Origin of the sequence: Acinetobacter sp. UBA5984, assembly GCF_002429925.1 — a bacterium.
Taxonomy (GTDB): domain Bacteria; phylum Pseudomonadota; class Gammaproteobacteria; order Pseudomonadales; family Moraxellaceae; genus Acinetobacter; species Acinetobacter variabilis.
The window spans coordinates 58952-72249 of record NZ_DJBE01000078.1 but is presented as its reverse complement, the minus strand read 5'-3'; the positions used below and the strand labels follow the sequence as shown (position 1 = coordinate 72249).

At 43.9% G+C, this 13298-nt stretch carries 12 protein-coding genes; 10 read left to right on the top strand and 2 right to left on the bottom strand.

The window, feature by feature from the left end; all coding sequences use genetic code 11:
• Positions 1-25: 25 nt before the first annotated feature.
• The 6 genes from B3J29_RS13280 to recJ all read left to right on the top strand — a co-directional run bounded on the left by B3J29_RS13280 (position 26) and on the right by recJ (position 6846).
• Complete coding sequence (locus B3J29_RS13280) at positions 26-823, top strand: MBL fold metallo-hydrolase (protein WP_005232678.1); 798 nt, start codon at positions 26-28, stop codon at positions 821-823.
• Between the two features lie 98 nt (positions 824-921).
• Positions 922-1287 carry a YkgJ family cysteine cluster protein gene (locus B3J29_RS13275; protein WP_082188697.1) on the top strand — a complete coding sequence of 122 codons (366 nt, stop codon included), beginning with the start codon at positions 922-924 and terminating at the stop codon, positions 1285-1287.
• Positions 1288-1547: 260 nt separating this feature from the next.
• Positions 1548-3014 (top strand): IMP dehydrogenase, encoded by a 1467-nt coding sequence (gene guaB, locus B3J29_RS13270; protein WP_004781504.1) that lies wholly within the window; start codon positions 1548-1550, stop codon positions 3012-3014.
• 122 nt (positions 3015-3136) lie between these two features.
• Positions 3137-4468, top strand: a complete 1332-nt coding sequence (gene glmM / locus B3J29_RS13265; protein WP_004781506.1) for a phosphoglucosamine mutase — start codon at positions 3137-3139, stop codon at positions 4466-4468.
• 15 nt (positions 4469-4483) lie between these two features.
• Positions 4484-5140 carry a pyridoxamine 5'-phosphate oxidase gene (gene pdxH, locus B3J29_RS13260; protein WP_004781507.1) on the top strand — a complete coding sequence of 219 codons (657 nt, stop codon included), beginning with the start codon at positions 4484-4486 and terminating at the stop codon, positions 5138-5140.
• Between the two features lie 2 nt (positions 5141-5142).
• A complete protein-coding gene (gene recJ, locus B3J29_RS13255; RefSeq protein WP_005232665.1) occupies positions 5143-6846 on the top strand; it encodes a single-stranded-DNA-specific exonuclease RecJ in 1704 nt (567 codons plus the stop codon).
• 59 nt (positions 6847-6905) lie between these two features.
• On the opposite strand, the gene B3J29_RS13250 is transcribed toward recJ, so the two are convergent.
• Together B3J29_RS13250 and B3J29_RS13245 are read right to left on the bottom strand one after the other, a co-directional pair.
• Entirely contained in the window at positions 6906-7658 is a 753-nt protein-coding gene (locus tag B3J29_RS13250) for a putative porin (protein WP_004781510.1), read from the bottom strand.
• Between the two features lie 172 nt (positions 7659-7830).
• Positions 7831-8616 carry a putative porin gene (locus B3J29_RS13245; RefSeq protein WP_004781512.1) on the bottom strand — a complete coding sequence of 262 codons (786 nt, stop codon included), beginning with the start codon at positions 8614-8616 and terminating at the stop codon, positions 7831-7833.
• Between the two features lie 503 nt (positions 8617-9119).
• On the opposite strand from B3J29_RS13245, the gene prfB reads away from it, so the two are divergent.
• The 4 genes from prfB to B3J29_RS13225 all read left to right on the top strand — a co-directional run bounded on the left by prfB (position 9120) and on the right by B3J29_RS13225 (position 13124).
• Positions 9120-10215, top strand: a protein-coding gene (prfB, locus tag B3J29_RS13240) for a peptide chain release factor 2 (RefSeq protein WP_122959107.1) whose coding sequence is annotated in 2 segments (ribosomal slippage) — positions 9120-9191 and positions 9193-10215 — 1095 coding nt in all. Because the reading frame shifts where the segments join, the coding sequence is not laid out codon by codon here.
• A gap of 146 nt (positions 10216-10361) precedes the next feature.
• Complete coding sequence (locus B3J29_RS13235) at positions 10362-10661, top strand: ArsR/SmtB family transcription factor (RefSeq protein ID WP_034170237.1); 300 nt, start codon at positions 10362-10364, stop codon at positions 10659-10661.
• Positions 10662-10676: 15 nt separating this feature from the next.
• On the top strand, positions 10677-11762 hold the full coding sequence (locus B3J29_RS13230) for an alkene reductase (protein WP_004781517.1): 1086 nt from the start codon (positions 10677-10679) through the stop codon (positions 11760-11762).
• An 81-nt stretch (positions 11763-11843) separates the two neighbouring features.
• A complete protein-coding gene (locus B3J29_RS13225) occupies positions 11844-13124 on the top strand; it encodes a 3-deoxy-D-manno-octulosonic acid transferase (protein ID WP_034580439.1) in 1281 nt (426 codons plus the stop codon).
• Positions 13125-13298 lie beyond the last annotated feature (174 nt).

Here is a 13298-nt window from a genome sequence, read left to right as displayed (position 1 = left end):
TACATAAAAATTTTGGGGAATGGGCATGGCTTTTGAACGTACTACATCACAAGTACTTTATGATGATGGAACGCATAAATGCATCAGTTTTACCAGCTTGGTAAAAGGTGAAGGTGTACAGGCAAACCAATTCCTGATTATTGATAATGAGCGTGCTGCAGTACTTGATCCGGGTGGTGATTTGACCTATGTACCGTTGACCATGGAACTGAACCGCTATACCCGGTTAAGCAATCTGGATTATGTGATGGCATCGCATCAGGATCCGGACATTATTACGTCCATGCCGCGCTGGCTGGTCTATACCGAAGCCAAAGTCGTAGCTTCCAAGCTCTGGGCGCGTTTCTTACCGCATCTGAATTCAGCCTTTATGAGTGACCGTATGAAAGGTAACTGGCTGGATCGTCTGGTTGAATTGCCGGATCATGGTCAGATCATTCCACTCGGTCAATCCAGCATTATTGCCATTCCAGCACACTTTTTACATTCAGTCGGTAATTTCCAGTTTTATGACCCGATTGCCAAGATCCTGTTTTCTGGTGATATGGGCGCGTCAATGGTCGAGGATGCTTCAAAGCCACTGGAAAATTTTGCGGCGCACATTCCGAAAATGAAGGGATTTCACCAACGCTACATGTGCAATAACAAGGTGATTCGTTTATGGGTGCAGATGGTACGTACCATGGATGTCGACATGATTGTGCCGCAGCATGGAACACCATTTGTGGGTAAAGAACAGATTAACCAGTTTCTGGACTGGATTGAAACACTGGAATGTGGCACTGATTTAATGGATGAAACTGTTTTTACTTGTCCTGAATAGTTCAAGAAAATTTTAAATTTTTTCTTGAGTAGAAAAACAACATTTTTTATATTTTCCGCCTGCAAAAAATTGTTTTTGATGACGAGAATTTATAAGAAATGTTGTCTCAAGTTCCTACACAAGATGCATGTTTAAGTTGTGGCGCATGTTGCGCCTATTTCAGGGTTTCATTTTATTGGGCAGAGGGGATTCCCATGCCTGAGCACTATACTGAACCTGTCACTTCCGTCTATTCATGCATGGCGGGAACCAATCAAAAAAATCCGCGTTGTATTGCGCTCGAAGGTAGCATTGGCGAACAGGTGAGTTGTGGCATGTACGAACTACGTAGCTCATCCTGTAAAGAAGTTCAGATTGCTGATGCCCAGTGCAATAAGGCACGGATGGCACACAATATGATTCCATTCATCCAGATTGAGCCGGATGAAGCCGAAAATGATGATAATTTCGAACGGGTGAGCTAAATCCAAACTCAAGATTTAAAAAGCAGGGTATGGACTCTGCTTTTTATGGGAGAAAAAATTAGTAGGGGATTTTGTAAACCGAATAAATATGATGACCGCTCTGGCATATTTAAATTGTTGATTGAATAGTCAAATTTACAGGTTTAGATATTCGGATTAAATCTAAGTCCAGATTTAGACAAAATAAATTTTGCAATTGCAATGAAATTTAGAGCTAAATTTGTTTATAATAGCGCACGGAAATTACCAGTGAGACTGTTATGTTGACCATCGTTCAAGACGCGTTAACCTTCGATGATGTCCTATTACTCCCTGCCTACTCTACTGTTCTCCCAAAAGATGTCTCTCTAAAGACACGCCTGACTCGCGGCATTAACCTGAATATCCCACTTGTTTCAGCAGCTATGGATACTGTGACTGAGTCACGTATGGCAATTGCGATGGCACAAAATGGTGGTATCGGTATTTTGCACAAGAACATGGATATTGCTGCCCAGGCCGCAGAAGTACGCCGTGTGAAAAAATTTGAAGCCGGTATGGTGAAAGATCCGATCACAGTTACCCCAGAAACTACAGTACGTGAACTGATCGCTGTGACTCAAGCGAATAACATCAGCGGTGTGCCCGTAGTTAAAGACGGTAAAGTGGTGGGTATCGTGACAGGCCGTGATACACGCTTTGAAACCAATCTGGAACAGCCGGTCAGTAATATCATGACAGGTCAAGACCGTCTGGTGACTGTGCGTGAAGGCGAATCGAAAGAAAACATTCAGGCCTTATTGCAAAAAAACCGTATTGAAAAAGTGATCGTTGTTGGCGAAAACAACGAATTAAAAGGCTTGATCACGGTGACTGATTTCCGTAAAGCGGAACTTTATCCAAATAGCTGTAAAGATGATTTAGGTCGTCTACGTGTAGGTGCAGCAGTCGGTACTGGCGCTGAAACACCAAGCCGTGTAGAAGCACTGGTTGATGCTGGTGTAGATGTGATTGTTGTGGACACTGCACATGGTCACTCTGCGGGTGTGATCGAGCGTGTACGCTGGGTGAAACAGAACTACCCACAAGTTCAAGTGATCGGCGGTAACATCGCCACTGGTGATGCTGCGCTTGCATTACTTGATGCGGGTGCGGACGCAGTGAAAGTAGGGATCGGTCCTGGCTCAATCTGTACGACTCGTATCGTGGCTGGTATTGGTATGCCACAAATCTCTGCAATTGATTCTGTTGCACGTGCATTGAAAGAACAGATTCCATTGATTGCTGATGGTGGTATCCGTTTCTCTGGCGATATGGCCAAAGCGATTGGCGCTGGTGCAAGTACCATCATGGTAGGTTCATTAATGGCGGGTACTGAAGAAGCACCGGGCGAAGTTGAATTCTTCCAGGGCCGTTACTACAAGGCTTACCGTGGTATGGGTTCTTTGGGTGCGATGGCTGGTGCGACTGGTTCTGCTGACCGTTACTTCCAGGACTCTAAAGCCGGTGCTGAAAAACTGGTTCCTGAAGGTATTGAAGGTCGCGTACCGTACAAAGGCCCAATGGGCAATATCGTGCATCAGATGATGGGCGGTCTGCGTTCTTCTATGGGCTATACCGGTTCTACAACCATTGATGATCTGCGTCAAAATGCCAAGTTTGTGAAAATCACATCTGCCGGTATGTCTGAGTCTCACGTGCATGATGTAACCATCACTAAAGAAGCGCCAAACTACCGTATGGGCTAACTTTCGCTGATTGTTTACTCTAAAAAAGCCGTCATCCTCATGACGGCTTTTTTGTTTTGGTGTACAGTGTTGCACAATGAAAAAGGATGATGTAAATCACCCGCTAAGAAGTGAGACAAAGCATGAGTTATTTTGGTACCGATGGTATTCGTGGAAAATTTGGTGAGTTACCGATTACACCTGAATTTGCCCTGAAATTAGGTTTTGCGGCAGGAAAAGTATTAAAACGAAATAGCAAAAAAAACAAACCATTGGTGGTACTGGGTAAAGATACCCGTTTATCGGGTTATATTCTGGAATCTGCGCTACAGGCAGGACTCAATGCGGCAGGTGTTTATGTGCATCTGCTTGGACCTTTGCCAACGCCGGCCATTGCCCATTTGACCCGTGCTTTGCATGCCAGCCTCGGCATTGTCATTTCTGCGTCACATAACCCATATTTTGATAACGGGATTAAGTTTTTCTCGAGTGAAGGCAAAAAACTGCCTGATGCTTTGCAGGATGAGATCAACCAGGAGCTGGAAAAAGAACTGGTGATAGAAGATAACGCGAACTTGGGTAAAAGTTTCCGCGTGAAAGATGCCAATGGCCGTTATATCGAATTCTGTAAATCAACCTTCCCATACCATTTAGACCTGAATGATTTAACCATTGTTGTTGACTGTGCCAATGGTGCAGCTTACAGCGTTGGCCCTGCGGTTTTCCGTGAGTTGGGTGCAAAAGTCATTTCCATCTATGACGAACCGACTGGTCTGAATATCAATGAGAACTGTGGTTCGACTCATCCAGAAAATCTGCAAAAAGCAGTGGTTGAGCATGGGGCTGATTTAGGCATAGCCTTCGATGGTGATGCAGACCGTGTGATCATGGTCGATAAAAACGGTGAGCAAATTACCGGCGATCATATTTTGTATATCCTCGCGACTCAGGCAAAAAACAAGCCGGCGGGTATCGTCGGTACCTTGATGAGCAATATGGCGCTGGAACTGGCGCTGGAAAAAGCCGGAGTAGAGCTGCTACGTGCTAAAGTCGGTGACCGTTATGTACTGCAAGGTCTGGAAGAAAAAGGCTGGTCGATTGGTGGTGAGCCATCAGGCCATATCCTGACTTTAGACAAGAGCACCACAGGCGATGCGATTATTGCTGCGCTGCAAGTCTTAACCGTGATGGTCGAGCAGAAGAAAGCACTGCACGAGTTAGTGGCTGATTTTAAATTATTGCCAAATGTCTTGGTGAATGTACGTCTGAATACCATGTTTGACCCGTACTCAGTGCCTGCTTTGACCGCAGAATTTAACAAAGCTGAAGAGCAGCTCAAAGGCCGTGGCCGTTTACTGATCCGTAAATCAGGGACTGAACCGGTGATCCGTGTCATGGTTGAGGGTGAGGATCTTGCAGAGGTGACCACACTGGCAAATTCATTGGCTGATGCGGTACGTGCCAACGCCGCTTAAATGGGGGAAGAGTAAATGAGCGATCTGATTAAGGATCTAAGCGAACTGCGTCTGAACTATCAAAAAGGCGAGCTACACGAAGATCAGGTCAATCCCAACCCGCATATGCAGTTTTTGCAGTGGTTTAACCATGCACTTGCTGCACAGCTGCATGAACCCTATGCCATGTCATTGGCAACCGCAAATGCACAGGGTCGTCCGCATGTGCGCACAGTGTTGCTGCGTGGTGCCACTGAAGCGGGTTATGATTTCTATACCAATTATGATAGTCAGAAAGGTCTGGATCTGGCCGAAAACCCGTATGCAGAATTACTGTTTTACTGGCAGGAACAGGAACGTCAGATCCGGATTAGCGGAAAGGTAGTTAAAATTTCGGAAGAAGAATCAACTGACTATTATCATAAACGTCCACGTGAAAGTCAGATCGCTGCTCATATCAGTACCCCGCAAAGCGGTATGGTTGCGAGTCGTGAAGAACTACAGCAACGTTTCTGGGATCTGCATCAGCAGGTCGCCAATCAGGAAGAGCTGGATAAACCGGGATTTTGGGGCGGCTATCGTTTGCAGCCAGATTATTATGAATTCTGGCAGGGCCGTCCAAACCGTTTACATGACCGCCTGAGTTATGAAAAAATCGATGGGGCGTGGAAACTACAACGATTGATGCCATAACAATGCCTAAACTTGAAATCAAGCAAAGACCTTTACTGACACGCCCTGAATCTTTTCAGGGCGTGCCTTCATTTGTAGCTGACATTCTGGCACGCCGTGGTGTGGAATCTGAACAGGAGCTGGAGCTTAAACTCAAGCATCTGTTGGCTCCGACCATGAAAGGCTTGCCGGAAGCAATTCAGCTAATTGATCAGGCTATAGATACTGGCCAGAAAATCGTAATTGTCGGTGACTATGATGCTGATGGGGCGACCAGTACAACACTGATGGTTTTAGCCCTGCGTGATATGGGTGCCCATGTTGAGTATCTGGTTCCTGATAGGTTTAAGTATGGTTATGGCCTGACACCTGCGATTGCAGATCTGGCTTTTGCCAATTTTACGCCGGATCTTTTAATTACGGTGGATAACGGGATTTCCAGTCATGAAGGTGTGAAGCAGGCGCAGGATCATGGTATGCAGGTGATTATTACCGATCACCACTTAACCACCAAGCCTACACCTGCAGCAGAAGCTGTAGTCAATCCCAATCAGTTAGGTTGTGATTTTCCAAGTAAGGCCTTGGCGGGAGTGGGGGTAGCTTTTTATGTCTTGGCGAATCTATCGACTCATCGTAAAAAGCTCGGTAAATCTTCAACGGTTATTACCAATTATCTGGATCTAGTGGCTTTAGGCACTTATGCAGATGTTGCAAGTCTGGACTATAACAACCGTATTCTGGTGGATGCTGGCTTAAAACGGATTCAGCAGCATCTTTGCCGACCTGGTATCAGTGCTTTGCTGGAAATTGCTGGTCGTGATGCTGCCACGCTCAAAGCGCAGGATCTGGGTTTTGTACTTGGTCCACGTATTAATGCAGCGGGTCGTATGGAAACCATGGATATCGGGATTGAGTGTTTGCTCGCTTCGGATCTGGCAACCGCTTATCCACTCGCAGAACAGCTGAATAAACTGAATGTCGAACGTCGTCAGGTAGAAGGCAAAATCAAGCAGGAAGCTTTGACTGAACTGGAAAAAATCCAGCTCGATGAGAATACTTTGCCTGCCGCACTGATCATGTTTGAACAGCACTGGCATCAGGGTGTGATCGGGATTGTAGCAGGGCGTTTAAAAGAACAGTTCCATCGTCCAAGTATAGTCTTTGCTGCTGATGAAGATGGTATTCATATCAAAGGTTCAGCACGTTCCATTGAAGGGATTCATATCCGGGATAGCATTGAACGGATAGCAGAGCAGTATCCGCATCTGGTCAGCCATTTCGGTGGACATGCGGCCGCAGCGGGATTAACCATTAAAAAGCAGCATTTTGCTGAATTTAAACAGGTCTTTGAACAGCTGATTGCAGAGATGGATGAAAGCCTATTTACTGCTACGCTGTGGACTGATGGGGAACTACCGGCATCAGCTTTCCAAATTGAAACAGTCGATTTACTGCAAAACTTAAGTCCATGGGGGCAAAAGTTTCCTCAACCAATTTTTGAAGGCATCTTTAAGATTCTGGATTACCGCTGGCTCAAGGATGTACATCTGAAATTACGTGTTGCTTTAGAGAGTGGACAGGTTATGGATGCGATTGCCTTTAATGCTATCGATAAATACAAATTTGATCCAATGAAGCAGCATGTACGTCTGGTCTATGAACTGGATAAAAATGTCTTTAATGGCAATGTCAGCCTGCAAATGCGAATTGCTCATCTGGAGCAATAAATTATTCAAATAAAAAAACCGCCCAATTGAGCGGTTTTTTTAACTTTTAATCTTGCAGATTAGAAGCGGTATGCGCCACGTACACCAAAGATATTGCCTTCGTCAGCAAAATCAATTGAACCTTCTAGGCTAACTTGCTGATTGAAGAATTTCTTCGCGCGAATAGTGAAGACATCACTATTATCAATATCGGAATCAGAGTAACCCAGACCAACGCTGAAGGTTTTGTCTAAATATAAATCTGCGCCGAGGCTATAAGCATCAAGATCACCGAAGCTTGCACCACCTTCAAAGTTCATGTCATATTGACCGACTTGAGTAACATATTTGGCACGTAAGGTTGGATCTACATCATCGCCTGCGTCATTGTTATAACCAGCTAGGCCAACAGCCAGTAATAGACCAGGAACCGGTAAATAACCTAATTCTGCTGAGTATATAGTTGTGTCATCATCACCAATTGGTGTATCAGTAGATGATTGACCAATATTACCACTTACATAAAAATCTGAATTTGGAACAAAATATTCAACACCTACATTAAATGTAGTCACATCAAATAAATCATAATCAATATAAGAAACCGCTGCATTAATATTGCTTGCACGATTTAAAAATGCTGCTTCATTAAGAGGCGAGTTCTTAACTTGAACTGGATTGAAGTAGTAAGTTCCATCAATTGCGAAACCAGTAGAAGTATCCCCATTGTCTGGATCAACCAGAGCAATCGTACCGCCTACTTCAGCTTGATAAGCGTGAGCAGTTCCTAGGCTAGCAATAAGTGCTGTAGCAAGAGTAAGTTTCTTAAGCATTTAGAGTCCTCTCTTTGTTATAAAAATATGACTGTTTGATGAACAGTTGTAACAAATTGTACAGATAATAATCGCCCCGTCAATGTGCAAAAACTACCTAAATGCTTGTTTAAAGTGCAATAAAAAACCCATCCGAAGATGGGTTTTTTATAATGAAATTTCTTAGTTTGGATTAGAAGCGGTATTTCGCAGCTAGACCAAATTTGTTGTAGTCTTGGTTACCAATTTCACCAAAACCTACACGACCTTCCAAGCTTACTTGTTCATTAAAGAATTTACGTGCACTTACACCAAATTCATTTGAGTCATAAGGGCCATTGTCTTTGCTTTGATAATCAGCACCAACACTTAAAGTTTTGTCGATGAAGTAGTCAGCTTTTAAGTTGTACTCATCTAGGTCGCCAAAGGCAGCGCCAGCTTCAAGGTTAATGTCTTTACCATTGCTTAAGGTAGTCACATATTTAGCACGTAAAGTTGGATCTACACCGTCATCATAGTCATTGTCATAACCTTTCACACCTGCTGCAATTAACAGACCTGGTGCAGGTAAATAACCGACTTCAGCACTATAAACGGTTTCGTCAAAATCAGGTGCATTGTCGTATTTAGAATCATCACGACCTACGCTACCACTCAAATAAAAATCTGAGTTTGGTACGAAGTATTCAGCACCTACACCATAACGGTGACGTTCTGAAGAGTCGTAATCATCATATTGATATTGAGCTTTCACATTACTTGCACGATCAAGGAAGGCTGCTTCGGCTAATGGTGCATTACGTGTTTCAACTGGATTAAAGTAGTATGTGCCATCAACACCAAAAGAGCCGCTTGAGCTACCATTATCCGGGTCTGTTAGGCCTGCAGATGCACCCACTTCTACTTGATAAGCATGAGCTGCTGTACCTGTAAGAGCTACGGCTGAAAGTAATGCTGAAGCGATTGCTAGTTTTTTCATGCGGATACTCCCCTCTGAAAATATGGCTAAAATTAATACACTTTTTGTTACAACTTTAAGTCTAGACCAATTCCAATAATCGTCAATCAAAGGAAAGTTACTACATTGTGAGTAAGGTAATATTATGTAATTTTCATTTAATAACTAATTGAATTTAAAAACTAAAAATGAAATGTTTTGTTTTATTAAAAATGTGTAGATATTGTGGAATGTATTGAAAATGCTATTTTTTATCTTGTTTTGTATGGGTTTTAGGGTTTTAAAATGAATCAAAAACCGAGTATAAAAATACAGCGAAATATATTTAAGAATAGAATGAGAAAGTATTAAAAATAATATTTAGCTATTTTATCAAGCTGACAAATTTTGTAATTAAAAAATGTGCGATTAATATTTTCTTACTTAGCTTTAAAGATGGATTTATCGCTATAAATTGGCGAAATAGACTGTGATATAATATTGACCTAAGAATTTATACCTAATTTTGATTGAGAGAAATTCACGTGGAAATTAATCCGTATCTAAACCAATTAAAAGACTTAAACGAACGTGGTCAAACACTACGGGGGTATCTTTGACTACGATCTGAAAAAAGAGCGTTTAGAAGAAGTCCTGCGTGAATTAGAAGACCCGGCGATCTGGAATGACCAAAGTCGTGCTCAGGCCATGGCCAAAGAAAAAGGCGAGCTTGAAAATGTACTGAATGTACTGGACGGATTAACGACCCAGCTCGAAGATGCCCAGGCAATGCTCGACCTTGCGGTTGAAGCAGATGAAGAGGCCATGCTTGAAGATGTGCAGGCTGAGCTGAATGCGGCTGAAGAAGAACTGGCGAAGCTTGAGTTCCGTCGTATGTTCAGCAACCCGATGGATCCAAACCCTTGCTATGTAGAAATTCAGGCAGGTTCAGGTGGTACCGAAGCACAGGACTGGGCGTCTATGCTGCTACGTATGTACATGCGCTGGATCGAACGTCATGGTTTTAAAGCTGAATTAATGGAAGAATCTGACGGGGATGTCGCTGGGATTAAATCTGCGACGATTCGTGTCGAAGGTGAGTATGCCTATGGCTGGTTACGTACCGAATCTGGTGTACACCGTTTAGTACGTAAATCACCCTTTGACTCGGGCAACCGTCGTCATACGTCATTCTCTGCCGTGTTTGTCTCACCTGAAGTGGATGACAATATCGAAATTGAAATCAATCCTTCAGATGTCCGTACCGATACTTACCGTGCGTCAGGCGCGGGTGGTCAGCACATTAACAAAACTGACTCTGCAGTGCGTTTAACCCATATTCCAACCGGTATTGTGGTGGCATGTCAGAACCAGCGTTCACAACATGCCAACCGTGACCATGCCTGGAAGCAATTACGTGCCAAGTTATATGAGCTGGAAATGAATAAACGTAATGAAGCTGCACAGGCATTGGAAGATTCCAAGTCTGATATCGGCTGGGGTAGCCAGATCCGTTCTTATGTCCTTGATGACTCACGTATCAAGGATTTGCGTACAGGGGTAGAAACCTCCAATACTGGCGCAGTTCTGGACGGTGATCTGGACAAATTTATCGAAGCAAGCCTGAAACAGGGCCTGTAAGAAATCGTTTAAAAGCTGGCGTAACAAAGCTTTAACAGACTGTGACTCTTATATCTAAATTATTCGATATATAAATCGAAAAAATACGATATAATGGTCGCAGATGCTGAATGAAGTTTCGTTGCGCCACTGATTGTGATGTGCCTATGGACCTTGATCTAATTTTTAAAGCCTTAGCCAATCCGACCCGTCGACAAATTCTGGAGTGGTTAAAATCTCCGGAGCAATATCTGTCTGCGGAAGAGTGTGGTGGCTTTCAACGTGGGGTCTGTGCAGGTCAAATTGAATGTTTGGGCCAGGTTTCCCAGTCCACCATGTCCAATCACCTGTCGGTATTACAGCAGGCTGGCCTGATCACTGCGACCAAGCATGGACAGTGGTCATATTTCTCCCGCAATGAAACTTTGATTCAGCAATTTATCGAACACCTACAACAACACCTTTAACAGGTGGGAGTAACGATGGCTGAATTAAATTCTCCTTTAACGCTCGGTGCGTTAGAGCTTAAAAACCGTGTCATCATGGCGCCGCTGACCCGTAGCCGCGCAACTGCTGATCGCGTTCCAACCCCAATGATGGTTGAATACTATGCGCAACGTGCAAGTGCTGGCCTGATCATTTCTGAAGCTACAGTGATTTCTGAAGAAGCCAATGGCTATTTAAATACTCCAGGACTGTTTACCGATGCTCAGGTCGAAGGCTGGAAAAAGGTCACTCAAGCGGTTCATGAGAAGGGCGGTTTAATCATTGCCCAGCTTTGGCATGTTGGCCGTGTATCGCATCCGGATCTGTTAAATGGTGAAACACCAGTCTCTGCAAGTGCAGTACAACAGGCGGGTCATGTCAGCTTGTTACGTCCAAAACGTCCATACGTTACGCCGCGTCCTTTGGAAGTTTCTGAAATTCACACGATTACCGAGCAATACAAGCAAGCTGCGATTCGTGCTAAAGACGCCGGTTTTGATGGTGTTGAATTACATGCTGCCAATGGTTATCTGATTGATCAGTTCCTGCAAAGTAAAACCAATCAGCGTGAAGATGAATACGGTGGTTCAGTGGAAAACCGTACACGGTTCCTGCTAGAAGCAACTGATGCACTGATTGAAGTATGGGGTGCGGATCGTGTAGGGGTGCATTTTGCGCCGCGTGGCGATGATCATGACATGGGTGATAATGATCCACGTGAAACATTTGGCTATGCCATGGAGCAGCTGGGCAAGCGCAAGATTGCCTTCTTCTTTACTCGTGAATATCTGGCTGAAGACAGTATTTCTGAATATATGAAGGAGCGTTCAGGTGGAGTACCTTATATTGCTAATATGCAGCTGAGTCGTGAAGATGCGATTGAGCTACTGGCAGCTGAAAAGGCAGATGCAGTCGCATTTGGTAAAGCCTACATTGCGAATCCTGATCTATACGAGCGTCTGCTTCAGAATGCACCGCTGAATGAGCTGAAAATGGAAAATATGATCGGTAGTCAGGTGGCTGAAGGTTATATTGATTATCCAACTTTGGCAGAAGTTAAGGTATTAAGCACCATAGAATAATTCGAAATAAGAGCCACATCGATTAACATGTCGATGTGGCTCTGTTATATTTTGCCGATTGAATCTGTTTTGGGGCGCAATGTGGCTACTCCATTCTGGTATAACGCAGCCTTGGCGCTAGCGAAACCGCTTTATCAATCCCGTATACGTAAACGTGCGACCAGTCCGGAACAATTACAACAAGAACTGCTGGAACGTTTTGGTCCTTTCCAGTCCCCTAAAAACCTGCAGGCGATTTGGTTTCATGTGGTATCCGTAGGGGAAACCAATGCCGCTCAACCTTTAATTGAACACTATTTAAAACTTGGGCATCCAGTTCTAGTGACCAATACCACCAAGACCGGGCAGGCACGTGCCAAATCTCTCTTCTTGAAAGAACCTTATTTAGACTTATTCCAGGCTGTATATTTACCAGCTGACCAGAAAACCCTGATTCGTGATTTTTATCAAAAATATCAGCCTAAATTGCTGTTATTGATGGAGACCGAGCTCTGGCCAAATCTGATTGATCAGGCACCGAATTTTAATGTGCCTTGCCTATTACTGAATGCCCGTCTTTCTGAAAAATCCGCCAAAGGCTATGGCAAAGTCAAAGGCCTAACCCGTGGCATGCTTAAGAATTTAACGGCTCTTTTGGCTCAGGATACAGCAACCCAGCAGCGTTATATTGACCTAGGTATCGCTTCAGAAAAAACTCAGGTCTTGGGCAATATCAAGTTTGATATCATGGCACCCCGGCAATTTATTGATCATGCGGCAGGGTTGAGACAGGAATGGTCTTTGCAAGGCCGGAAGATTATTACTCTCGCCAGTACGCATGCACCTGAAGAACAGCAATTGATGTCTGAGCTTAAAGCTGCGTTAGATGCAAATCCAGCATTAGTTTGTATCGTGGTGCCACGCCATCCGGAACGTTTCGATGAGGTGTTCCAAGCTGCACAGTCCTTAGGTTTAAGGACCCAGCGCCGTAGCTTGGGACAGCGCATTGAAGCTGATACTCAGGTTTATCTGGCGGATTCTATGGGCGAGATGTGGCTCTGGTATGCCTTGAGCCAAGCCTGTTATGTTGGTGGTTCTCTAAATGAACCAGGTGGTGGGCATAATATTCTGGAGCCGATTGCGCTAAATGTTCCAACGATTCTGGGTAAAAACTATTTTAACTTTCAGACAATTGTAGATGAGTTTGCGCAGGCGCATGCGGTAGAAGTGGTGCAGGATGCCACGCAGGCGGCTGAGACTTTACTAGAGATTTTGAATAATTCAGCTAAAGCTGAAAGCTTGAATATTGCTGCTCAAAAGATGATGCAGCAAAATCAGGGTTCACTTGAAAAGCATATTCAGGTGATTGATCAATATCTTTGATTATATTCTGATTTGTGAAGAAGCTGATTTTCATGGATTGACTGTATAAGGTTAAAACTAAGCCTTATCTTTATAGATTTAATGCTAGGAACTCTTCTTTCTTTTACTTTTGTTTCGGCAAAAGTAACAAAACCATTTGTCATCCACAAAACTCGTCATATACCATCTTTTTGC